This window comes from Pseudomonas sp. SW-3, assembly GCF_016615645.1.
GTDB classification, from domain to species: domain Bacteria; phylum Pseudomonadota; class Gammaproteobacteria; order Pseudomonadales; family Pseudomonadaceae; genus Aquipseudomonas; species Aquipseudomonas mandelii.
The window spans coordinates 4862292-4886552 of record NZ_CP067098.1; the positions used below are offsets into that span (position 1 = coordinate 4862292).

General features: G+C 59.3%; 19 protein-coding genes. 6 read left to right on the forward strand and 13 right to left on the reverse strand.

What is annotated here, in order from left to right:
* Nucleotides 1-69: 69 nt before the first annotated feature.
* Together JIO00_RS21860 and JIO00_RS21865 are read right to left on the reverse strand one after the other, a co-directional pair.
* A complete protein-coding gene (locus JIO00_RS21860) occupies nucleotides 70-1680 on the reverse strand; it encodes an ATP-binding protein (protein ID WP_077749192.1) in 1611 nt (536 codons plus the stop codon).
* Nucleotides 1677-2390 carry a response regulator gene (locus JIO00_RS21865; protein WP_010457146.1) on the reverse strand — a complete coding sequence of 238 codons (714 nt, stop codon included), beginning with the start codon at nucleotides 2388-2390 and terminating at the stop codon, nucleotides 1677-1679. The genes JIO00_RS21860 and JIO00_RS21865 overlap by 4 nt, the downstream gene beginning before the upstream one ends.
* A 732-nt stretch (nucleotides 2391-3122) precedes the next feature.
* Between JIO00_RS21865 and JIO00_RS21870 the strand changes: the two genes are divergently transcribed.
* Entirely contained in the window at nucleotides 3123-6017 is a 2895-nt protein-coding gene (locus tag JIO00_RS21870; protein WP_010457148.1) for a ribonucleoside-diphosphate reductase subunit alpha, read from the forward strand.
* A 285-nt stretch (nucleotides 6018-6302) separates the two neighbouring features.
* Here JIO00_RS21870 and flgE read toward each other — a convergent pair whose 3' ends face one another.
* The 6 genes from flgE to JIO00_RS21900 form a co-directional block, all read right to left on the reverse strand.
* The gene (flgE, locus tag JIO00_RS21875; RefSeq protein ID WP_077749191.1) at nucleotides 6303-7616 is read right to left on the reverse strand and encodes a flagellar hook protein FlgE; all 1314 of its coding nucleotides are present in this window, start codon (nucleotides 7614-7616) and stop codon (nucleotides 6303-6305) included.
* Nucleotides 7617-7647: 31 nt separating this feature from the next.
* Nucleotides 7648-8373: a flagellar hook assembly protein FlgD gene (flgD, locus tag JIO00_RS21880; protein ID WP_077749190.1), complete on the reverse strand. Its 726-nt coding sequence runs from the start codon at nucleotides 8371-8373 to the stop codon at nucleotides 7648-7650.
* Between the two features lie 15 nt (nucleotides 8374-8388).
* Nucleotides 8389-8832 carry a flagellar basal body rod protein FlgC gene (flgC, locus tag JIO00_RS21885; RefSeq protein ID WP_010457154.1) on the reverse strand — a complete coding sequence of 148 codons (444 nt, stop codon included), beginning with the start codon at nucleotides 8830-8832 and terminating at the stop codon, nucleotides 8389-8391.
* Between the two features lie 3 nt (nucleotides 8833-8835).
* Complete coding sequence (gene flgB, locus JIO00_RS21890; RefSeq protein WP_010457156.1) at nucleotides 8836-9243, reverse strand: flagellar basal body rod protein FlgB; 408 nt, start codon at nucleotides 9241-9243, stop codon at nucleotides 8836-8838.
* A 365-nt stretch (nucleotides 9244-9608) separates the two neighbouring features.
* Complete coding sequence (gene cheR, locus JIO00_RS21895; RefSeq protein ID WP_010457158.1) at nucleotides 9609-10436, reverse strand: protein-glutamate O-methyltransferase CheR; 828 nt, start codon at nucleotides 10434-10436, stop codon at nucleotides 9609-9611.
* 46 nt (nucleotides 10437-10482) lie between these two features.
* Nucleotides 10483-11415 (reverse strand): chemotaxis protein CheV, encoded by a 933-nt coding sequence (locus tag JIO00_RS21900; RefSeq protein ID WP_010457160.1) that lies wholly within the window; start codon nucleotides 11413-11415, stop codon nucleotides 10483-10485.
* Between the two features lie 82 nt (nucleotides 11416-11497).
* Between JIO00_RS21900 and flgA the strand changes: the two genes are divergently transcribed.
* The 4 genes from flgA to JIO00_RS21920 all read left to right on the forward strand — a co-directional run bounded on the left by flgA (nucleotide 11498) and on the right by JIO00_RS21920 (nucleotide 14106).
* On the forward strand, nucleotides 11498-12259 hold the full coding sequence (gene flgA / locus JIO00_RS21905) for a flagellar basal body P-ring formation chaperone FlgA (RefSeq protein WP_200666826.1): 762 nt from the start codon (nucleotides 11498-11500) through the stop codon (nucleotides 12257-12259).
* Between the two features lie 165 nt (nucleotides 12260-12424).
* Nucleotides 12425-12751, forward strand: coding sequence for a flagellar biosynthesis anti-sigma factor FlgM (gene flgM, locus JIO00_RS21910; protein ID WP_010457164.1), 327 nt, complete (start codon nucleotides 12425-12427; stop codon nucleotides 12749-12751).
* 48 nt (nucleotides 12752-12799) lie between these two features.
* On the forward strand, nucleotides 12800-13267 hold the full coding sequence (locus JIO00_RS21915) for a flagella synthesis protein FlgN (RefSeq protein ID WP_200666828.1): 468 nt from the start codon (nucleotides 12800-12802) through the stop codon (nucleotides 13265-13267).
* Between the two features lie 92 nt (nucleotides 13268-13359).
* Nucleotides 13360-14106 (forward strand): flagellar brake protein, encoded by a 747-nt coding sequence (locus JIO00_RS21920; protein ID WP_042932643.1) that lies wholly within the window; start codon nucleotides 13360-13362, stop codon nucleotides 14104-14106.
* A 64-nt stretch (nucleotides 14107-14170) separates the two neighbouring features.
* Here the strand turns inward: JIO00_RS21920 and JIO00_RS21925 are convergent, their stop codons facing one another.
* The 4 genes from JIO00_RS21925 to JIO00_RS21940 all read right to left on the reverse strand — a co-directional run bounded on the left by JIO00_RS21925 (nucleotide 14171) and on the right by JIO00_RS21940 (nucleotide 19354).
* Nucleotides 14171-15547, reverse strand: a complete 1377-nt coding sequence (locus JIO00_RS21925) for an MFS transporter (protein ID WP_010457169.1) — start codon at nucleotides 15545-15547, stop codon at nucleotides 14171-14173.
* 70 nt (nucleotides 15548-15617) lie between these two features.
* Entirely contained in the window at nucleotides 15618-16859 is a 1242-nt protein-coding gene (locus JIO00_RS21930; RefSeq protein ID WP_200668664.1) for a glutamine synthetase family protein, read from the reverse strand.
* 201 nt (nucleotides 16860-17060) lie between these two features.
* A complete protein-coding gene (locus JIO00_RS21935; RefSeq protein ID WP_154501414.1) occupies nucleotides 17061-17753 on the reverse strand; it encodes a sensor histidine kinase in 693 nt (230 codons plus the stop codon).
* Entirely contained in the window at nucleotides 17750-19354 is a 1605-nt protein-coding gene (locus tag JIO00_RS21940) for a tetratricopeptide repeat-containing response regulator (protein WP_010457175.1), read from the reverse strand. Before JIO00_RS21940 ends, JIO00_RS21935 begins: the two co-directional genes overlap by 4 nt.
* Before the next feature lie 204 nt (nucleotides 19355-19558).
* Here JIO00_RS21940 and JIO00_RS21945 point away from each other — a divergent pair, with 204 nt between their 5' ends.
* Nucleotides 19559-23710: a CheR family methyltransferase gene (locus tag JIO00_RS21945; RefSeq protein ID WP_077749186.1), complete on the forward strand. Its 4152-nt coding sequence runs from the start codon at nucleotides 19559-19561 to the stop codon at nucleotides 23708-23710.
* A 1-nt stretch (nucleotide 23711) separates the two neighbouring features.
* Here the strand turns inward: JIO00_RS21945 and JIO00_RS21950 are convergent, their stop codons facing one another.
* Nucleotides 23712-24251, reverse strand: a complete 540-nt coding sequence (locus JIO00_RS21950) for a hypothetical protein (RefSeq protein WP_102595130.1) — start codon at nucleotides 24249-24251, stop codon at nucleotides 23712-23714.
* Between the last annotated feature and the right edge of the window lie 10 nt (nucleotides 24252-24261).

Here is a 24261-nt window from a genome sequence, read left to right on the forward strand (position 1 = left end):
ATCCATTGTAGGAGTGAGCCTGCTCCGGGCGGCGTTCCGACGATGAGGCCAGCCCAGACAACCGAGATCTCACCGCCTCTCCTGATTCCTCGGCCAACTCAGGCTGAAGCACGCCCCGCCCAGGCTCTTGCTCTTGCTGATCAACGCCCGCCCGTCATGCCAATGGATAATCCGCCGCACAATGGACAGTCCCAAGCCATGCCCGCCCGACGCCCGTGTACGGCTGTCATCAAGGCGCAGGAACGGCGTGAAGATTTTTTCCCACGCCGACTCTGGCACGCCCGGCCCGTCATCTTCGATGTCCACCCGGCAACGCTGCTGCCCCACCTGATAACTGACCGTCACCCGCGACGAGGCATGGCGCATGGCATTGCTCACCAGGTTCTGGATCGCCCGGTGTAAATAGCGCGGCTCGGCCTCGACCCAGGCATCGTCACAATCGGCGGCGGACAGGCACAACCCGCGCTGCACGGTGACGTCGGCGCGTAGCGGTGCCAATTCCTCGATCACTTGATTGACCAACGCATCCAGATCGATCCGCTGGAAATTCAGCGCGGGCGAGCCCTGCTCCAAACGCGCGTAGGTCAGCATTTCGTCCACCAGCTTGTCGAGGTCCTCGATGTCGTGGTCCATGCCTTCGCGGTATTTCTCCAGGGCCTGTGGCGTGGTGGCCGAACCGATCATCTCCAGGCCAAAACGCAGGCGCGCCACCGGGGTGCGCAATTCGTGGGACACCGCGCGCACCAGTTCACGCTGGATCGCCAACAACTGTTGCAAGTGCTCGGCCATGCCATTGAACGCCGAGGCCAGCCGCCCCACCGAATCCGCGCCGCGCGCCGGCACGCGGGTTTCCAGGCTGCCCTTGGCAATGCGCGTGGCAGCGGCTTCGAGACCACGCAAGCGACGCTCAAGTTGTCGCACCAACAGATAGACGATCAAGCCGATCAGGCTCAAACCAAGGGCCGCGATCAGCACCAACCATTCGGGCGGATAAGGATTCATCTGGTACAGCGGGCCGATTTCCAGGACCCACGGCGTGCCGACCATGCCGGCAAACACCCGGATCGAGTCACCGCCCTTGCCCAATGCCATCACCGTGTCGCCTTCGGAGATCCGGCGGCTCTGGTCCTCGTCCATGTCCGCCTGGTCGACGGTGACCAGGCGCAAGTCGAAACCGAAGCCTTTGTCTTGTTTCAATTGCGCCAGGCGCTTGGGCTGCTCAGCCACCGGCACGCGCACCAGTTCGTCGGCCAGCAGATAGATAGTCGCTCGCGCCAGTTGCTCGCTGATCTGCTGGACTTCTCCCGTCAAAACCAACTGCTCCTTGTCGCTGACCAGCCGATACACCTTCGCTGCATGCGGGCCGGTCTGTTCCACCAGCGCCTGGCCGCGCAGCACGCGGGTACGCTGCGTCAGGTCGAGGTCGGTCTGGGCGAAGGTCTTCAGCGCCAACGGAATCCCCAGCAAACGCTCCCACACCAGCAAGGCCCGGTGGCGTTCGGTTTCGTTCATCGGTTGCAGGTTGTCGGCCATCAGCGAGAAGGTGCCGTGGGCCAGGCGTTCGCGGTATTGCTCACTGCGCACCTGGTTGAGCAGGTGCAAGGCCAGTACGCCAAGCACCGCGACCAGAATCAGCGCCGCACACATGCCGCCGTAGATACGCAGGAAGATCGAGTTCACAGGGTGCAGGCTTCCGGAACGAACAGATACCCTTTGCTGCGGATGGTCTTGATCAGTCGTGGATGCTCCGGATCGTCGCCGATTTTGGGACGGATGCGCGAGATGCGCACGTCGATGGAGCGATCCTGGCCGTCATAGCCGATGCCGCGCAGGGCGGTGAAAATTTCTTCCCGGGACAGGATGCGCCCGGCGTTGGCCACCAGCAGCCACAGCAGATCGAATTCGGCGCTGGTCAGCTCGATGCCGTTGTCGTTCAGCCAGGCCTCGCGCAATGCGTTGTCCACCACCAGCGGGCCGAACTGCAGGCGTCGTTGTTTTTCCGGGGCCACCTCAGGGGCTTCACTGCGGCGCAACAGCGCCTGGATGCGCGCCAGCAGCAGGCGCGGACGCACCGGTTTGCACACGTAATCGTCGGCCCCCAGGTCCAGGCCAAGAATCTGATCGGTATCGTCGGTGCGGGCGGTGAGCATCAGGATCGGGCCGTCATATTTATTGCGGACCTTGCGGCAGATGCTCAGGCCATCTTCGCCCGGCAGCATCAGGTCGAGGATCACCAGGTCCGGCTTTTCATTAATGATGCGGGCCGCGGCCAGGGCGCCATTGCCCTCGATCGATACGCGCAGGCCATTGGCTTCCAGGTAATCGCGGGTCAGTTCGGCCAGACGCTGGTCGTCCTCCACAATCAATATCTGCCAGGCTTCTTGCTCCACGGTGACCTCTGCTTGCCAACAACACTTATAAGGAAGGATCCGCCCGTCTTTTTGTAATGATTGGGGAGGATAAGAATGCATACACACTGGCCGATTGTATAAACGCCGAACGCCGAGAACACAAGCCGGCAAATGCGTTCGGACAACCCGGATTTTTGTGATAGGGTTCGCGCCCTTAAAAATCCGAATGACTGTTTTCAATCGCTGAAAATCAGTGAAAAACGGTTCGCTCCCGCTAGGTCGCGGCCTACACGCCTGTTCCTTCTTTCACACACAATTTACGCACAGGTTTATCCACAGGTAGTACGTTGCAACACCCTCCAAAACGCATTATCTTGTAGCCCGGCGCCAAAAAAACCCTACATGTAGGGTTTTTGCTTAAAAAGCCTAACCACATTTCAGACCAGAAACTCAAGCGCTTTATTGCTGTTTCCGGTTGAACCAAGCGTGAATTTGAAAGCCCAAACCGCACCTGCGGATGGCACCGTTTTTTGAGGCCAGAACAGCCGGAACGGTACGGGTGTTGCAGTCATTACTGTCACCCTGAATGGAATCCGGTTTCGGGCCCTGGCTCGAGACCAAAGACTTCGGCAAGGAAGCGGCATCATTAGCCTTTTCCTACTGTCCCGAAGTTGTTATGCCCGAGGCCCCTCGGTTGTAGTGCTTCAGGACAGAACGGTGGGCACCATGAAGGTGCTCAAACAAACATAGAGAATGTGGAGACACTCCCCCATGCAAACCGACACAACTCGCGAGAACCCGCAGGGCACCTTGCCGCAGGCCGCTGATTCGACTTCGGATCTGTCCGCCACCGCGCCTGGCCAACTGCGCGTGATCAAGCGTAACGGCACTGTCGTTCCTTATACCGATGACAAGATCACCGTCGCGATCACCAAAGCGTTTCTCGCAGTTGAGGGCGGCACCGCTGCCGCCTCGTCGCGAATCCATGACACCGTTGCGCGCCTGACCGAACAAGTCACCGCGACCTTCAAGCGTCGCATGCCTTCGGGCGGCACCATCCACATCGAAGAAATCCAGGACCAGGTCGAACTGGCCCTGATGCGTGCCGGCGAGCAGAAAGTGGCCCGCGACTACGTGATCTACCGTGACGGTCGTTCGAAAGAACGCGCTGCCCACGCACCGGCCGAAGAAGCGGTCAACGCTCACCCGTCGATCCGCATCACCCGCGCCGATGGCTCATTTGCGCCTCTGGACATGGGCCGCCTGAACACCATCGTCACCGAAGCGTGCGAAGGACTGGAAGAAGTCGACGGCGACCTGATCCAGCGCGAAACCCTGAAAAACCTGTACGACGGCGTGGCCCTGACCGACGTCAACACCGCCCTGGTGATGACCGCCCGTACCTTGGTCGAGCGTGAGCCGAACTACTCGTTCGTGACCGCTCGCCTGCTGATGGACACCCTGCGTGCCGAAGGCCTGAGCTTCCTGGAAGTCGCCGAAAGCGCGACCCACCACGAGATGGTCGACCTGTACGCCAAGGCCTTGCCTGCGTACATCGCCAAGGGTATCGAATTCGAATTGCTGAACCCGGTCCTGGCCACCTTTGACCTGGAAAAACTCGGCAAGGCGATCAACCACGAGCGCGATCAGCAGTTCACTTACCTGGGCCTGCAAACCCTGTACGACCGTTACTTCATCCACAAGGACGGTATCCGCTTCGAACTGCCGCAAATCTTCTTCATGCGCGTGGCCATGGGCCTGGCGATTGAAGAGAAGCAGAAAGAAGACCGTGCCATCGAGTTCTACAACCTGCTGTCGTCCTTCGACTACATGTCGTCGACCCCGACCCTGTTCAACGCCGGCACCCTGCGTCCACAGCTGTCGAGTTGCTACCTGACCACCGTGCCGGACGACCTGTCGGGCATCTACCACGCGATCCACGACAACGCCATGTTGTCGAAATTCGCAGGCGGCCTGGGCAACGACTGGACGCCGGTTCGCGCATTGGGCTCGTACATCAAGGGCACCAACGGCAAATCCCAGGGCGTTGTCCCGTTCCTGAAAGTAGTGAACGACACCGCCGTCGCCGTTAACCAGGGTGGCAAGCGCAAAGGCGCTGTCTGTGCCTACCTGGAAACCTGGCACATGGACATCGAAGAGTTCATCGAGCTGCGCAAGAACACCGGTGATGATCGTCGTCGTACCCACGACATGAACACCGCCAACTGGATCCCTGACCTGTTCATGAAGCGCGTCTTCGATGACGGCAAGTGGACCCTGTTCTCGCCGTCCGAAGTACCGGACCTGCACGACCTGACCGGCAAGGCTTTCGAAGAGCGTTACGAGTACTACGAAGCCCTGACCGAGTACCCGGGCAAGGTCAAGCTGTTCAAGACCATCCAGGCCAAAGACCTGTGGCGCAAAATGCTGTCCATGCTGTTTGAAACCGGCCACCCATGGCTGACCTTCAAAGACCCGTGCAATCTGCGCAGCCCGCAGCAGCACGTCGGCGTGGTTCACAGCTCGAACCTGTGCACCGAGATCACCTTGAACACCAACAAGGACGAGATCGCCGTTTGCAACCTGGGCTCGATCAACCTGCCGAACCACATCGTCAACGGCAAGCTGGACACCGCCAAGCTGGAACGCACCGTGAACACCGCCGTTCGCATGCTCGATAACGTAATCGACATCAACTACTACTCGGTGCCACAAGCGAAGAACTCCAACTTCAAGCACCGTCCGGTCGGCCTGGGCATCATGGGCTTCCAGGACGCTTTGTACCTGCAGCACATTCCTTACGGTTCCGACGCGGCCGTCGAATTCGCCGACAAGTCGATGGAAGCGGTCAGCTACTACGCGATCCAGGCTTCCTGCGACCTGGCCGACGAGCGCGGCGCCTACGAGACGTTCCAGGGTTCGCTGTGGTCCAAAGGCATCCTGCCGCTGGATTCGCAACAGATCCTGATCGAGCAACGTGGCCAGAAGTACATCGACGTTGACCTGAACGAATCCCTGGACTGGGCACCGGTTCGTGCCCGTGTGCAGAAAGGCATTCGTAACTCCAACATCATGGCCATCGCACCGACCGCGACCATCGCCAACATCACCGGCGTATCGCAGTCGATCGAACCGACCTACCAGAACCTCTACGTGAAATCGAACCTGTCGGGCGAATTCACCGTGATCAACCCGTACCTGGTTCGCGACCTGAAGGCTCGCGGTCTGTGGGACTCGGTCATGATCAACGACCTGAAGTACTACGACGGTTCGGTGCAACAGATCGAGCGCATCCCGCAAGAACTCAAAGAGCTCTACGCGACCGCCTTCGAAGTGGACACCAAGTGGATTGTTGACGCGGCAAGCCGTCGTCAGAAGTGGATCGACCAGGCTCAGTCGCTGAACCTGTACATCGCTGGCGCTTCGGGCAAGAAGCTGGACGTGACCTACCGCATGGCCTGGTACCGTGGTCTGAAAACCACTTACTACCTCCGTGCCCTGGCCGCAACCAGCACCGAGAAGTCGACCATCAACACCGGCAAGCTGAACGCTGTTTCCAGCGGCGGCAACCACGGTGAAGATTCGGTCCTGGCAGCGCCTGCCGGCCCTGCTCCAGTACCGAAGGCTTGCGCCATCGACGAGCCGGATTGCGAAGCTTGCCAATAAGCTGAGCCGGTGAGCGCCGCAAGGCGCTTACCTGGAGAGCCCCCGATCAGTCCTCTGGATTGTCGGGGGTTTTCTTTTGCCCCAAGGAAAGTGGTGACCGGGCTGACGCCTTCGCGAGCAGGCTCGCTCCTGAACTGGACAGGCGCCGCACTGAAGATCCTTTGTAGGAGCGAGCCCGCTCGCGTAGGGGCCATCACTGACAACGCAACATTCGGCACTCGAGACAAATCCCGCTCATAAAAAAGCCCCTCTCACGAGGGGCTCTTTATTCAGCGCGAACCAGCATCAGGTCATCTGAATGATGGTCTGCATGATGGTGCTCTGAGTGGAGATGGTCTTGGCGTTCGCCTGGTAGTTGCTCTGCGCCTTGATCAAATCGACCAGTTCGTTGGTCAGGTTGACGTTGGACTCTTCCAGGGAGTTGGACACCACCGCACCCAGCGTACCGGTTTTCGGAGCATCGACACCCGCCTCGCCCGAGGCGAAGGTTTCTTTCCAGCGCGTACCACCGATGGGCTGCAGGCCTTGCTCGTTGGCGAAGCTCGCGACCGCCACCTGGCCGATGGCCTTGGTTTGCTGGTTGCTGAAGTTAGCGGTCATGACACCGGTTTCGTCGATGGTCAGGCTGGAAATCTGGCCAGTGGCGTAGCCGTCCTGAAACTGCTGGGTACGGGCAGTCGGCGAATTGTAAGAGGTGGTCTTAGTCATGTCGAAGGACAGGCCGCCAGTGGCCGCAACCGAACCGTTAGGCCCCCAGACTTTTGGCGTCACGTTGGCATTGGTCACCACGCCTGGCACCCAACCGGTCAACTGGAAGACTTTACCGGTCACAGCAAAGCCAGGACTGCCGGTCATGGTGTTGACGGTGCCGTCAGAGTTGAAGGTCACGTTGGCCGTCACTGGCACCGGTGGCTCGGCGGCCGGGTTGGACGGCGAACGACCGTCGACGTAGGTGTACACGGTCCACGCGTTGGTACCGGTTTTCACGTAGTACTGGTCCAGGTTGTGCTGGTTGCCCTGGCTGTCATAGATATGCGTGGAGATCGGCTTGTTGTAGCTCAATGGCTCGGCCGGGTTGAACGGTGTAACGGTCGGCAGGGTTTCCGAGGAGTTCAGGTTAATCGTCTGGTCGACGCGAGTGGTGGCCTTGGGCGACAGGCTCGAGGTGTCGATTTTCAGGTCGGTCAGCACGCCATTGATGATCTTGCCGTTGTCATCAACGCCGTAACCTTGCAGGCGGTTGCCGTTGTTGTCGACCACGTAGTTTTCGGCGTCAGTCTTGAACGCACCGGCACGGGTGTAGCTCAGGGAACCGTTGTCGCTGAGGATGAAGAAACCGTTGCCCTGGATGCCCATGTCCAGCACGTTGCCGGTGTTGTTCACGTCGCCCTGGCCGAACTGCTGGGAAACGTTGGCCAGACGCACGCCGTTGCCGACGGTCTTGCTGCCGGTACCCAGGCGAGTGGCCGAGTACACGTCTTCGAATTCTGCACGGGAAGATTTGAAACCGGTGGTCGCGACGTTGGCGATGTTGTTGCCGGTCACGTCCAGTTGTTTGTTGGCTGCATAGAGACCGCTAAGGCCGATATTGAAAGACATATTCCACTCCTTTGTGCCGTGTTAGTCGGCTCTATATACCAATGGTCTGTACTTTGGACAGGGCGATACTGCCCAGGCCTGCGAGGTTCAGCATCAACTCACCGCCGGTCTGGCTGATGGTCACGCTGTTGACGGTGGCCGGCAGGTAGGTCACCAGCGCGGTCGCCTTGCTGTCGTAAGTCGCGGTGGCGGCAAATTTGTACGTGCCCGCCTTGGCCACTTCGCCCGCATCGTTCTTGCCGTCCCAGATGAAGCTGGCGTTGCCGGCCTGCTGGCTGCCCATGTCGATGGTGCGAATCACTTTGCCATCGGCGTCGGTGATCTTGATCGTCACCGGATCCACCGATGCCGGAACCACGGCCGTGCCGTTGAAGCTCTTGGAGGTATCGACCACCGCTGTGTCGGTCTGCGCGACCACCGAGCGGCCCACCAGCGAAGATGCTTGCAGCGCTTGCGACGAGTTGTAGTTGCCGGCAATGCCGCTGACCGTATCGTTCAGCGTGGTGATGCCTTCCAGGCTACTGAACTGTGCCAGCTGAGCCACGAAGTCACCGTTGTCTTGCGGCTCGAGCGGGTTCTGGTTCTTCAGCTGGGTAACCAGCAATTGCAGGAACGCGTCCTTGCCCAACGCCTTCTTGCCGGTGGCGCTGTTGGTGGCCGAGGCCAGGCCGTCGCTGCTGGTGTTATTGGCCTTGACCGAAGAGTTGGCCAAGACGTCCTTGATGTTCACGCCGCTGGTGGTATCGGTAACACTCATCTGAGTCGCCCCTTATCACTGACCGAGGGTCAGGACCTTCTGCATCATGGTTTTGGCGGTGTTCATCATTTCAGCGTTGGTCTGGAACGAGCGACTGGCGGAAATCATGTCGGCCATTTCTTCGACGACATTGACGTTCGGGTAGTAGACGTAGCCCTTGGCATCGGCGGCCGGATGGTTCGGCTCGTAACGCGCGTCAAGGTTGCTTTGGTCTTCGACCACGCCCAGCACTTGCACGCCTTGGCCGGCGGCGTCCTGGTTCTGGAACAGCGAATCGCTGCCGCCGCTCTGGCCGCCCTGGAACATGGTGGCGAACACCGGGTGACGGGCGCGATAGGTCTGGTCGATGCTCGACGAGACGGTTTCGGCGTTGGCGATGTTCGAGGCCACGGTGTTCAAGCGCGTGGTCTGCGCGCTCATGCCGCTACCGGCAATGTTGAAAACACTGGATAGGGACATGACTTACTCTCCGCGCAGGGCTGACATCAGCCCTTTGAATTTGCTGTTGAGCAGGGTGAAGCTGGCCTGGAAGCCGACGGCGTTTTCCGCGTAGTTCGACTGTTCCAGTTGGGCGTCCACAGTGTTCTGGTCGATCGACGGCTGCATCGGCGTGCGATACATCAGCGACTCGTCGCCATTGCCCAGGCCTTCGGCCTCGATATGGCGGTTGTTGGTCATGTTCAAGGCAAACGTACCACCCTTGGTTTTCTCGTTCTGTGCGGCGAGCACTTTGGAGAACTCCAGGTCCCGAGCCTTGTAGTTCGGGGTATCGGCGTTGGCGATGTTGTTGGCCAGGACTTCGGCACGCTGAGCGCGGAAGCCCAGGGCTTGTTCATGGATACCGAGCGCTTTATCGAAGCTGATGCTCATGTCGGGAAACCTTCGGGTGACCTGATTTTTCGTAACAGAGACATAGCAAGTGGCGTGCCAATTCAAAAAACCCCGGAAACCGGGGCTTTGCCGGCAGTGGCAAGACGGCAATGCCAGAAAAGCGGCAACCGATTTCCGCCGCCTGCCGCTTTTCTGCCGCTTATCACCCTCTAAAGAACACCACCATCCCTGTGGGAGCGAGCCTGCTCGCGATAGCGGTGTAACAGAAACATTGATGTTGGCTGACACGACGCCATCGCGAGCAGGCTTGCTCCCACAGGGGGATCGTGGTGATGTCAGGGAAATCATCGGGCAAAAAAAACGGGAGCCCCTGAGGACTCCCGTTTTTTGATGCGGCCAACGAATCACTTCGCCTGGTAAATGATCCCCGGGCTGCACTGGACCATCTGGTAATGATCCGGCAAACCGTTCAGCGCTTCGGAGGCGCCGAGGAACAGATAACCGCCTGGCTTGAGCGTGCTGTGAATACGCAACAGGATGTCTTTCTTCACCTCGGCGGAGAAGTAGATCAGCACGTTGCGGCAGAACACGATGTCGAACTTGCCCAAGGCCGCGTAGCTGTCCAGCAGGTTGAACGAGCGAAACTCCACGCGACTCTTGATCGGCGCCTTGATCGCCCAGCGCCCCGGCCCCTTGGGGTCGAAGTAACGCTGAAGACGCTCGGGCGACAGACCACGGCCGATGGCCAGGCTGTCGTACTCGCCGGTCTTGCAGTTGGTCAGCATGGTGCCGGACAAGTCGGTCGCGACGATTTGCGCGCCCATCTTCAACTGGCCCATGTTGACGCGCTCGAACTCATCGATCGACATCGACAGCGAATACGGTTCCTGACCCGACGAGCACGCCGCCGACCAGATCCGCAAGCGCTGGCCGGGGGCCGCCTTGATCGCTTCGGGCAACACCTTGTTCTTCAAGACTTCAAACGGATAGGTGTCACGAAACCACAGGGTTTCGTTGGTGGTCATGGCATCCACCACCATCTCGCGCAAACCGCTGCGCGGCTGGGTCTGGATGCGCTGAACCAGCTCACCCAGGGATTTGATGCCTTGCTGCTCCATCAGCTTGTTGAGACGGCTCGAGACCAGGTACTGCTTGTTTTCACCGAGCAAAATGCCACAGGCTTTTTCCAGGAATACCCGGAACTGTTCGAAATCCAAATTACCCGTAGACAAAGATGCCGCCTCTTAAATCGTGTTGACCGCCAGGGGCAGAAGGCCCCTAGCTGATATCTGCTGCTTTGATCCGGTCGACTACCCGGGATGCCAGGTCATCAGGACGGAATTTTGCCAGGAAGTCGTCCGCGCCGACCTTCTTGACCATTGCCTGATTGAATACACCCGACAACGAAGTATGCAGGATGATATGTAGCTTTTGCATGCGCGGGTCGTTGCGGATCTCGGCCGTCAGGGTGTACCCGTCCATTTCCGGCATCTCGATGTCGGAAATCATCATCAGGAACTCTTCTTCCGGCTTCTTGCCCTCATCGACCAGCTTGCGCAAGTAATCCAGCGCTTGCCTGCCGTCGTTCAATGCCACCACTTCAACGCCGACCGTTTGCAGGCAACGGGTCACCTGCTTGCGCGCCACCGACGAGTCATCGACCGTCAATACCCGCAAGGACAGCGCCTTGTGCTGGGTTTCGACATCCACCACGCCGACCGAAATCGCTTCCGGTGTCGGCGCCACTTCCGCCAGCACTTTCTCGACGTCGATGATTTCGACTAACTGATTGTCGACCCGAGTCACAGCCGTCAGGTAGTGATCGCGTCCCGTGCCCTTGGGTGGCGGATGAATCTCCTCCCAGTTCATGTTGACGATGCGCTCCACCGATCGCACCAGGAATCCCTGGGTCTTGGTGTTGTACTCCGTGATGATCACGAAGGGATTGCTTTGATCTTTAAGTGCGCCGGAGCCGGTCGCCATCGCCAGATCAAGAATCGGAATGGTCGCCCCCCGGATATTTGCCACACCGCACACGACAGGACTGGACTTGGGCATCAGGGTCAGTTTGGGGCATTGCAGCACTTCCCGAACCTTGAACACGTTGATCCCATACAGCTGCTGGCCGTCGAGACGGAACAACAACAGCTCAAGGCGATTCTGCCCAACCAGTTGCGTGCGCTGGTTTACTGAATCCATTACACCAGCCATGCACTGACTCCTACACCAACGCTTAAGTGTGTTGCGACGCACATTTATTGCTAAACGGCACGGCGCTTGCTTTTTAACTCTTATGAACACAGAACCGACATTTTTCCGACGCCTGACATCAATTACCCGCAAATTGCTTTGCGCAATGTCGGCCATCTGCCTGTTCAACGCTGGCAGCCCTGCCCTTGCTGACGCGGTTACCTTGCCTGACATGCTTATCGGCGTCACTCAGGGCTTTCTTGAATTCACCGTAGAAGACTATTTGGCTACCAGTCAAACGGAAGGACGCTACGAAATCGAAGTCAACCAGCTCGATCCGCGACTGCGCATGCCCATGTGCGACAAGGAATTGACAGCCACCCTGGAGAGCCCGGCGACCCCGATCGGACGGGTCACGGTCAAGGTCCGTTGCGACAGCACATCCCCCTGGACAGTCTTCGTGCCCGCTCAAGTCCGCCTGTTTCGGGACGTTGTCACCACCACCCGGCCGCTCAAACGCGCCGGGGTCATCGAGCCCGGCGATGTCATGTTGCGCGAGCGAGACATCAGCCTGATCAACCAGGGTTATTTCACCTCCCTGGAACAAGCCGTGGGGCAGAAACTTACCCGACCAACGGTCGCCAATCAGGTCCTAACGCTGGTCCATCTCGAACAGGCGGAAGTCATCAGCAAGGGCGACCAAGTGGTGATCACCGCCCGCAGTGGTACGCTCAGTGTGCGTATGCCGGGCGAAGCCCTGTCCAACGGCGGCCTGCGTGAACAGATTCGTGTGAAAAACCTCAACTCCCAGCGGGTCATCAAGGCGCAAGTCATCGCGCCGGGCCAGGTGGAAGTTGCCATGTAGAACAATCTGCTGGTGAAAGATGGCGCGCCGCCCGGCTGTTCCCTAAACTGTGCCGCAGGCAGGACAAGCGCTGGCGCATGCAAGCTCATTGATAAATGGGCCTAAAGTTTTCGCAGGGAGAGCCGAAAACATGGCAAGCGTCCAAATACCCAGAGGTTTTTTACCATGGTCATCGATTTCAGCCGTTTGAACAGTTCCTCGTCACTTACCGGTAGTACGCGTACCAGCACCGCGAAGGAAACCGCCGAAACCGGCACATCCGCGCCGCTGAATACCCCGGCCGAACAGGCCAGTACCGTCAAAAGCGGGGAATCGGTACACCTCAGCAATGAGGCTCAACAGTTGCAGAAGGTCACTGACAAGCTGCGCGATCAGCCTGCCGTCGACAACGCCCGCGTGGCCGAGTTGAAAGCAGCGATTGCCGATGGCAGCTATAAAGTCGACAGCAACCGTGTAGCCAGCAAACTGCTCAACTTCGAAGCCCAGCGCTAGGCCACGGCCTGCGCCAGGCTTTTGGACGCTTAAACCCCAAGGCCAGCCATGCACGACACTAATTTACTGCAACTGATCACCGACGACTTTGCTCCAGCGCAACGCTTGCTGGAGTTACTGCAAACCGAGTCCCTCGCCTTGCACGGTCGCGACATGCCGCTGCTCGAAGATATTCTGGCGCAGAAGCAGGCAATGATCATTCTGCTTGAACAGCATGGCCGCAAGCGCAGTGAAATCCTCGTCAGCCTCAATCTGCCGGCCGATCGCAGTGGCCTGGAGCAACTTGCCAGCCAGTCGAGCATCGGCGATCAATTGCTGGAACAGAGCGAGAAACTGACCGATCTACTGGCTCAATGCCAGGCAGCCAACGTCAGTAATGGCCAGTCGATCCTGGTCCAGCAGGCCGCCACGGCCAATCAGCTGAAAATCCTCACCGGCGGCGAACCGCCAGCGCTTTACGATGCCCGCGGATCAACCTCCAAGCTCGCAAAGCCGCGCCCGCTTAGTCAGGCTTGAGCCTGTTGATGAGCACGCTCTATCAAGACGCCTCACATGCTGGCAGTATGCTAGCAAGTCGCAGTCAAATTTTGCCTGGAGAATGATGAACCGTGTTCAATGCCTTAAACGCGGACGATGCTCCGCAGCCACCCAAGGTGCTATCCACGCCGATGGAAATCGCCGGTAACCTGCGGCAGCTGCAAGAAAGCCATGATCCGCTGATCATCACGTTCCATGAGCGCACCCAACGCTTCCAGAGCTATCTGGTGAACGTTGATCGCGACAGCAATTCGATCGCCCTGGATGAAATGATCCCGCGTGACGGGGAACGTTTTCTGCTGGCCGGAGAACCATTCAAGGTTGAAGGCTTTCATGACGGCGTGCGCATCGCCTGGGAAAGTAACGGTACGCTGACCATCGATGAGTCCGGCGATGCTCGCTGCTATCGTGGCCCACTGCCCGCTGAAGTGATCTATCACCAGCGCCGTAATGCGTTCCGTGCGGCGTTGAAACTGGCGCAACTGGTCAACGTCGAACTGGGCGGTGAGAAACTCAAATCGACCTTGGGCGGCAAGCTGCTGGACATCTCGGCCACCGGCTGCAAACTGCGTTTTGAAGGTGACATCACCGGCAGCCTGCAACTGGGCCAGGTCTATGACCGCTTTGTCGCCGCCCTGCCCTTCGGCAACATGACCGCACCGGTCGAATTGCGTTACCTGCACTTCGAAGAGAGGATCTCCACCACCTTCGCCGGTGTTCGCTTTCATAACATGAGCGGTCTGGTGCAGCGGCAAGTCGAACGGTTCGTCTATCAGCTACAGCGTGAAGCACGCCGTTTCGACAAAGACGACATGTAATACGGTGCTTCAACAAAAAACGGGCAGTCCCTTGCGGTGACTGTCCGTTTTTTTATGCGCGGGTTTAGGGCCTGGCTTCAGTGAAGCTTTGCTCACGCCCCGCATCCGGGTCTTCTGATGGTGGATCGGTCTCGGTCTCGGGATCCGGCTCTGGTTCAGGCGCAGGTTCCGGGCTGATCGGATTTTGCATCTGATCCTGCACCACCTGCTCATCGACCCGCGGGTCAAGGCATGCCACCAGTGGCGAACTCGACATGCTGTCCGGCATAGCCACGTGATGCAACGGCGCATCTTCCACCTGATGCAGGTTGGTGACGGCTTTCGGGCGAATCCGCCACACCAGCACCAACGCGAAGAAGCTGAAGAAGGCATACAGCATGTGGCTGCCGAACAGCTTCATCAGGACCCCGGCCACCAACGGCCCGATGCTGGCGCCCACGCCGTAAGTCACCAGCAACATCGCTGTCAGGGACACGCGACGATCACCTTCGACGTGGTCATTGGAGAAGGCCACCGCCAGCGGATACAGGCAGAACATCACCAGCGAACAGAAGAACCCGGCGACGAACAGAACCTCCAGCGGCACCTGCTGCATGATCGCCAGCGGCAACGCGGTCAGGGCCAGGACCACTGCAAAACAGCGGATCAACAACGCCCGGTCATAACGGTCAGACAGCCAGCCCAATGGCCACTGCACCAGCAGCCCGGCAAAAATGCAGCTACCCATGAACAGACCGACCTGCTCGGTGGACAATCCTTGCTGCGAGGCATACAGCGGCGCCAGACCGTAGAAGGAGCCAATGATCAGCCCCGCGCCCAGCACCGTGCTCAATGACTGCGGCACGCGCTTGATGAAGAACCGCGGCTCCATCGGCGCCGGATGCAATGGCGCCGGGTGAATCCGCCGGGTCAAGGCCACCGGCACCAGACACAGCGCGAAGCACAAGGCGACCAGCATCAGCAGCTCCAGGCCCAGGGCCGGGTGCATGACCAGAATCAGTTGGCCCAGCACCAGTCCCAGGTAGGACGCGATCATGTAGCCGCTGAACACCGTGCCACGCTGGGACGCTTCGGCCTGCTCATTGAGCCAGCTTTCGATCACCATGTACTGGCACATCATGCCGAGGCCGACGATCACCCGCAGGAATATCCACGCTGGCAGCCAGTCGACCAGACCGTGGCCGAGCACCGCCGCGCCGACAATCCCGGCGCAGGCCGAATAGGCGCGAATATGCCCGACCCGGGCGATCAGTCGGTGACCGATCTTGCCACCCAGCACCAGGCCGAAATAGTTGGCGGCCATCAACGCACCCACCCACAAGCTGTCGACGTTATCCGCCGCCAGACGCAAGCCCAGGTAGGTACTCAGCAAGCCTGAGCCGATCAACATCATCAGCGAGGCAAAATAAAGCGCTCGAAAAGGTTTCCAGATTTGGCGCATCGGCGTTCCGAGCGGCTCCTTGCGGTAAGAAACGGGCTATCCGAAAAGATAGCCCGAAGACGACAGGTCGTCAGGCCTGGGTGGCCAGAACACGGCGCTCCCAGGGGGTAATTTCATCAAAGAAGCTGGTCAACTCCATGGTCTTCGAAGCGACGTAGCCTTCGATGAACTCCTTGCCGAACAGTTCCTTCGCCAATTGGCTACGTTTCAGACGTTCAAGAGCGGCATGCAAGGTACACGGCAACGAAAGATTATCCGGGACTTCGAATTCGCCCTGGATCGCCTCGCTCGGCTCCAGTTCGTTCTCGATGCCATACAAACCGGCGGCAAGACTGGCGGCGATCGCCAGATACGGATTCGCATCAGCCCCCGGCAAGCGGTTTTCGACCCGACGGGCGGCTGGTGAACTGGCCGGAATGCGCAATCCGGCGGCCCGGTTGTCGTGGGACCAGCAGGCATTGTTCGGCGAAGCATACGGATGGCACAAGCGCTGATAGGAATTCACATTCGGCGCAAACAACGCGGTGAAATCCGCCATGCCGGCCTGTTGGCCACCAATGAAGTGACGGAAGGTCGCTGTCGGTTGGCCTGCCGCGTCGCTGAACACATTTCGTCCGTTGCCGATCTCGACGATGCTCTGGTGAATGTGCATCGAACTGCCCGGCGTGTGCGCCAGCGGCTTGGCCATGCACACCACGCTCAGGCCGTGCTTGAGCGCGACTTCCTTGAGCAGGTGCTTGAACAGGAACGTCTGGTCGGCCAGCAGCAACGGATCGCCGTGCAGCAAGTTGATCTCGAACTGGCTGACGCCCATCTCATGCATGAAGGTGTCGCGCGGCAAACCCAGGGCCGCCATGCATTGGTAGACTTCGCTGAAGAATGGCCGCAGACCGTTATTGGAACTGACACTGAACGCCGAATGACCTTCCTCGCGCCGACCGTCCAGGCCCAACGGCGGCTGGAACGGTTGCGTCGGGTCGGGATTGGGCGCGAACACGAAGAATTCCAGCTCGGTCGCCACCACCGGCGCCAGGCCCAGCGTTGCGTAACGGGCGATCACCGCCTTGAGTTGGCCACGGGTCGACAGCTTCGAGCTTTCGCCGGTCAGTTCATCGGCGTCGCAAATGGCCAGTGCCCGCGGTTGCTGGCTCCAGGGCAGGCGGTGGATGTGTGCCGGGTCAGCCACCAGCGCCAGGTCGCCATCATCGCTGCCGTAAAAGCGTGCGGGCGGATATCCGCCCATGATGCATTGCAGCAGCACACCCCGCGCCATCTGCAAACGCCTTCCTTCGAGAAACCCCTCGGCGGTCATTACCTTGCCCCGAGGCACGCCGTTCAAATCCGGCGTGACACATTCAATCTCATCAATGCCCGTCAATCGCTGTGCGAGTGAACGCTGGCCATCGGTTGTCATGACGCAATCCTTTGTAATTGTGCGAGCCGCGAACGGCGACCCGTACAAAATAGGCTCCGCCTGTTCGGAATATCAAGCAGCGCCACACAAAAAGAAACGTCAGGGCAAACAGAGGCTGAACACCCCACCACCCAACGGCCCGCCGTTGCTGATCCGGGTGCGTCCTTCCACGCCATTGCGCTGATGCAAGGCGGCGATCCGTCCGGCGAAATACAAGCCCAGGCCTGTGCTGCCGCTGCTGTGGTTGATGCCCTGCACATAATCGGCCTGACGCTCGATCATCTCGACCGGATAACCGTCGCCATCGTCGTTGATGGACAGCACCAGTTCGCCGGCCTCGTCGCCGACACTGATCAGCAATGACTGGCGGGCGTAACGAATGGCGTTGTTGATGCAGTTGGCCAGCACCGAGGCCACCAGCTCGCGATCGAAGAAACCCAAGGGGCTCAACGGGTCGACTTCATAAGTCGCGACAATGCCGCGACTGGCGAACACTTCCTGATGAGCGGCCAGTTGCGCTTCGATGAAATCATCCAGCTCATGGTAGGCCGGCTGCAACGGCATCTGATTGACGCCCAGTTTGTACAGCCCCAGCAACTGCACCAGCATGCCGTTGAGGTGAGCGAACTCGTACTCGATGACGCCCTGCTCCGGGCTGTGCCGCTCGGGATCGGGCAAGCGGGCCAGCCATTGGCTGTGGGCTTGCATCAGCAGGGTCAACGAGTTCTTCATGTCGTGCACGGTGGAGGCAATCACCGTCGAAAAATCCAGTGCAGAGTTGTCGTGGCTCATCCGCTGAACGCCTTGATTTTCAGTTTCTGAAAGCGCGGATACCGCGCGTCGGTGTCGGGCATCATGCCCACCAGTTTCAGGCAAGCCCGGCATTCATCGAGCTCGGCCGACGCTACGCTGGTATCGGTGCCGTGCAGCAGCGATTGCGCCATGTTAAGGGCGATACTGATGTTCTTCGGTTGCAGCGCCAGCGCTTTGCGAAAGATTGCCCGGGCTTCGACCAGGTTGCCGGTCTTGTACACCTGCACACCCTGTCGGTTGAGGTCGGAGGCCGCGTTGCTCTGGCTGAGGATCGTCGGGTCATCGGTCAGTTTGGCGATCCCTTGCATCACCACCGGATCGTCACCGTAGATTTCCGCACAGTTTTTCAACATCGTCGCGCCGGCGCTCGCCTGGCCGAGCATTTGCAGCTGCTTGGCCACCAGCAGCGCGGCTTCGGCGCTCATGAACTGCTCCATGCCATCGAGGCGCATCATCGCCTGCTCGGTGAGCTTCTCGGCGGTTTCGGCGTCGTTGAGCAACAGGCTGGTGGCTTTCATCAGGCGCGCACGAATTTGCAGGCCAGGATCAGACGGGTTTTCCTTGGCCACCAGACTGAGGGTCGTGTTGATCTCCAGTCGGGTGCGGGTATCCAGGCCTTTCTCGCTGCCTTTGCTGATCAACGCATGGGCCAGGCCGAGGTTGCTTTCGGCATCCTTGAAGCGTGACTGCGCGCCTTGGGACACGGCCTGGCGATAAGCCTTTGAGGCCGTATCGAAATCTTCGTTGGCCATCGCCAGTTTGCCCAGCAGAGCTTGCCGGCGCACCGCCAGCGGCGACAGGCGAATGGCTTCTTCCAATACTTTCTGCGCGCCCTTGGTATCCCCTTCGGCCACCAGCACATCAGCCATGCCGTCATACAGCGCCGGCATCATCGGAAACACTTTCAGGGCTTTTTCGTAAACGCCTTTAGCCTGGCTGACCTGGCCACGCTTGAACAGCAACTTGCCCAACCCGGCAAACGCCCACGGCAACGGCCGATCGGCAATGATGCTGTCGTAGAGACGTTCCAGCGCTTCGTTTTGATTCAGGTCGCGCAAGGCGTCCGCGCGGTAACGCAGGCACAGCGGCGAATAACGGATGTCCTTCTTGCACAGCTCGATGCAGGCATTGAGCACTTCGAGCGGTTTGCCACGATCGAGCGCTTGCAGGATCGGCTTGAGCAGGTTCTTGCGCTGCTCCAGACGCTCCAGGCGCTGGGCCAGGCCGGAACGGTTGAACGGCTTGGTCAGGTAAGCGTCGGGTTCGTGTTCCAGCGCGCTGAGCACCATGGCCTGGCTGGTTTCGGCAGTGACCATGACGAACACGCTTTCATGGCTGATCAGCTTTTCGATCATCAAGTCTTCGAGGACTTGCTGGCCGTTCTTCTTGCCGTCGCCGAGGTGAAAATCCTGCAGGATGAAATCGTAGGCCTTCTGCGAACACATGCGCAGCGCCTGCTCCCCGGTGTCTGCGGTGTCGACGTCCTTGACCCCCAGTTCACGCAGCATGGACCTGACGGAACTGCGGAAATCCGAGAAATCATCGACGATCAGAAAACTCTTTTGGTGATACGACAGCATCGAAGATTTCCAGGCAATTTGAGAAGAAGACAATGACCGTTCGGGTTATCGGCCAGGAGTGCCGTTCCCTTGAGAACTCCAGCCAATCAAGTGTCTCTAAATATTTGAAGGTGTTATTGAAAAACGGGATTATGCTGCTTTATTGACGCGCTTTTTATAACCGAAGATATCAATAGACCGCAGTCGCCGACTAAGGCAGAAGAAATGACCAGCACCCCCCAGCACTCGGCCCCGGCTCCTGAGCGTAAGGCCCTGAAGCCCAGCACCCTGGATTTTCCAGTGGTAGGCGTTGGAGCGTCGGCGGGCGGGCTGCAAGCCATCAAACTGTTTTTCGAGAACATGCCGCATGACAACGGCATGGCGTTCGTGATCATTCTTCACCTGTCGCCCGATCACCAGAGCATCGCGGACAAGATCATCCAGGAATCGACCCGGATGCCAGTCCTGCAAGTCACCAAAACGGTGCCGATCGAGAAAAATCACGTTTACGTCATCTCGCCGGCTCAGCGGCTGACGATGAATGACGGGGTGCTTGAAGTCAGCAGCAACGACCCGCACGGGTCTCGGCACGCCTCGATTGATCTGTTTTTCCGCGACCTGGCCGAAGTCCACCGCGAGCGCGCTTTCTGCCTGGTGCTGTCAGGCAGTGGCTCCGATGGTGCGGTCGGGCTGTCGCGCATCAAGGAACACGGTGGCATCACCATGGCCCAGGCACCGGAAGATGCCGAGTTTGACGGCATGCCTCGCGCTGCCATCGAAACCGGCAATGTCGATCTGGTGTTGCCGGTGGTGGAAATGCCGCAAAAGCTGCTGGAGCTGTGGCGAAACTCACAGGAAATCAGCCTGCCCACCGCCAACGACCCGGACCTGCAAACGTTCGCCTCCGTGTCCGAGCGTGACGCGGCGCTCGCCGAACAGCTGCTCCATGACATCCTGATCCAGCTGCGCACCGGCACCGGCCATGATTTCAAGCACTACAAGCGCGCGACCGTGTTGCGGCGGATCGAGCGCCGGATGCAGGTCACGGCCCAACCCGACCTGGGTGCCTATTTCCGCTTCCTGCAAAACAATCCCGACGAAACCAAAGCCCTGCTGGGCGATATGTTGATTGGCGTGACCAACTTCTTCCGTGATCGCGAGGCGTTCGAAGCCCTGGAGCGGAACGTGCTGCCGCAACTGGTCAGTGCCGCCGTGTCGGCGCAGCCCGAGAAAGAAGAAATCCGTGTCTGGTCCGCCGGTTGTTCAACGGGCGAAGAAGCCTACAGCCTGGCGATGCTGCTCAACGATCAACTGCAACTGGACGCCAGCAAAGCCTCGCTGCAACTGTTCGCCACCGACATTGACGAGCGCGCCATCAGCATCGGCCGGGCCGGTCTGTACCCGCAAGCGATCGTGACCGATGTGCCGCCGACGCGCCTGCGGCATTACTTCGTCAAGGAAGATGACCACTACCGGATTCGCAAGGAAATTCGCGAAAAGGTCCTGTTTGCCAAACACAGCCTGTTGTCCGATCCGCCCTTTTCGCAGATTGACCTGATCGTTTGCCGCAACCTGCTGATCTACCTGGATCGCGAAGTGCAGCGTGAAATTCTGCAAATGTTTCACTTCGCACTGCGTCCGGGCGGTTTCCTGTTCCTGGGCTCTTCCGAGAGCGCCGATGCTTGCCACGAACTGTTCGCTCCGGTGGACAAGCGCAACCGGATCTTCCGCGCCAAGACCGGCACGACCAATAGCCGACGTACCCCAACCATGCCGCGCGGCGGGTATGTGCGCAGCAATATTTCCCGTGAGACGCCGCAAAACGCGGTGCAGCGCAAACTGTCCTTTGCCGACATCCATCAGCGCGCCCTCGAAAGCGCGGCGCCACCGAGCATGATTGTCGATGCCAACGCCGACATCCTGCACATGAGCGATAGCGCTGGGCGCTTCCTGCGCCATGTGGGCGGCGAGTTGTCGCGTAACTTGCTGACGCTGATTGTTCCCGAGTTGCGTCTGGAGATTCGCACCACGCTGTTTCAGGTCCAGCAGAGTGGCCTGGTGGTCAAATCCCGTGCGGTGCCGATCAGCCGGGACAACCGGCGTTACAAAGTCGACCTGATGGCGCAGCCTTATAAGGACGAAGAGTCGGACGGCGAGTTTGTCCTGGTGATTTTCGAAGAGGCCGAAGTCGATCCCTCGGAACAGGCCGCCTCGACCCTGACGCAAACCGAAAGCCAGGTGCTGTCCAACCTTGAACGCGAACTGCAACGCACCAAGTTGCACTTGCAGGACACCATCGAACAATCGGAAGTCTCCAGCGAGGAGCTGAAGGCCTCCAACGAAGAAATGCAGGCAATCAACGAAGAGCTGCGCTCGGCCACCGAAGAGCTGGAAACCAGCAAGGAAGAACTGCAATCAATCAACGAAGAGTTACTGACGGTCAACTTCGAGCTGAAAACCAAAGTTGAAGAAACCGACAAGATCAACGACTACCTGACCAACCTGATCGCCTCCACCGACATCGCCACGGTGTTCGTTGACCGCAACATGCGGATCAAATGGTTCACTCCGCGCGCCACGGACATTTTCAGCATGTTGCCGGTGGATACCGGGCGCTCCTTGCTCGACATCACCCACCGACTGCACTACGACGACCTGGCCCGTGATGCAGCGCTGGTCTTCGAGTCATTGAACATGATCGAGCGCGAAGTCAGCAGCACCGACAAGCGCTGGTACATCGCCCGCCTGCTGCCCTACCGCTCCAGCGAAGACCATATCGACGGGACGGTGCTGACCTTCATCGACATCACCAAACGCCGCGCCGCCGAAGAAGAACTGCGCCTGGGCGAAGAACGCATGCGTCTGGTGGCTGAAAGCACCCGCGATTACGCGATCATCACGCTGGATGAACAAGGGGTGATCACCAGCTGGAACAAAGGTGCCGAGTTGATCTTCGGTTATGGCAAGAGCGAAGCAGAGGGGGCTTATTACGACTTTATTTTCTCTGAAGAGGACCGCGCCAGCGGCGTGCCCGAGAAAGAACTGCAGACGGTGCGCGACCATGGGCGCAGCGAGGACGAACGCTGGCACTTGCGCAAGGATGGCAGTCGGTTCTTTTGCAGTGGTGAGGCGACGTTGCTCAGCGGTGACAACCTCCGAGGCTACGTGAAGATTGCCCGGGACCTGACCGGCCACAAACGTCAGCACGAAGCGCAAAGCCTGGCGCTGGCCGAGACCCGCAACACCAATTACCTCAAGGACGAGTTCTTCGCGGTCATGTCCCATGAGCTCAAGCACCCGCTGAACCTGATCCAGCTCAACGCTGAGTTGCTGCGTCGCCTGCCGGTGACCAAGTCCGTGGCTCCGGCCGCCAAGGCCGTCAATACGATCTGCGATGCCGTCAATAGCCAGGCCCGGATCATCGATGATCTGCTGGATGTCGCCCGTGTCCGTACCGGCAAACTCAAGCTACAACCCGTCGCCACCGACCTGGTCAGCGTGCTGCGTGATATCCACAGCGTCGTGCTCAACGAACGGCACGAAACCACGGTCGAGTTGCATGTGCCTTCAGAGCCGTTGATGGTGCATGCCGATCCGACACGCCTGGAACAGATTATCTGGAACCTGGTGAACAACGCGCTGAAATTCACCCCGCCCAATGGCCACGTGCAACTGATCGCCAGCCAGGACGGGAACAGGGTGCGGCTGGACGTCAAAGACAACGGCACCGGCATTGCCGCCGAGAACCTTGAGCACGTGTTCGATCTGTTCGGGCAGGCAGAGAAGCAACATGCCACGCACAACCGTGAAGGGCTGGGGATCGGCCTGTCGCTGGTCCGCCAACTGGCAGAAGCACAACACGGCTCGGTTGAAGTGAGCTCACCCGGGTTGGGTGCAGGGTGCACGTTCAGTGTCTACTTGCCGATGGCCAAGACTGATCATGACGCTCAAACCGCTACGCAGGTCGACGAGGGGGCCGGACGGCTGAGCGGCTTGACCATTCTGCTGGTCGACGACTCTGCCGAAGTGCTGGAAACCTTGAAGATGCTGCTGGAAATGGAGGACGCGCAAGTGATTGCCTTCGACCGTCCGGTGGCCGCGCTGGACGCCGCAAAAGGCACGCACTTCGACCTGATCATTTCGGACCTGGGCATGCCAGTCATGAACGGTCACGAACTGATGAGCGCTTTGCGGCAACTCCCGCTGCTCAGGGATGTGCCGGCCATTGCGCTGACGGGCTATGGTGCTCAAAGCGATATTCAGAAATCCCGGCAATCGGGCTTCGACCAGCACATCGGCAAACCGGTGTCCTACGATGAACTGATCGAGACCATCGAGGAACTGCGACGCTCCTCGAGCCTGTCGATCGGCAAATGACTCAGCGCAGATAGGCGCGTTGCACACTGATGCGCCGATCAATCGCCTGCCGCAGGCGCTCCTTGTGGTCCGCCCACACCCCGGGGTCGACTTTGGTGGCGCGCATCAGCTCAAGCATCGCGGCTTTGGCCGCCAGGTACTCCGACCAGGCGTCTTCGGAACGGATTTTCAAACGCTCCCGTTCGGTCATCTCCATGCGCCGCAAGGCCAGTGTCGGTTCATCGGTAATCACCGGGGCCAACGTCAATTGCACCCGATGCGGCGCGACAAACGCTTGGCTGTCCGCCACCAGCTCTCTTGCCCGCTGAGCGCCCCACTTCAATGCGGAACAATAATATTCACCTACCGCCCGGTCATGAAACTCCTCGCAAATCGCCCCGCCACCGTCAGCGTATATACCGATGAACACCTGCGTGACGCCCCCATGACCGACCCGTGCCTGCACCTCGACCTGCACACCATCGCTGAGCACTTCTTCATGGGTATGGTGAAGTAGCCTGCTGTTGGTCCATAACCAGAAATGTGCACCTCTGTGTCGCATCGCGTCACTC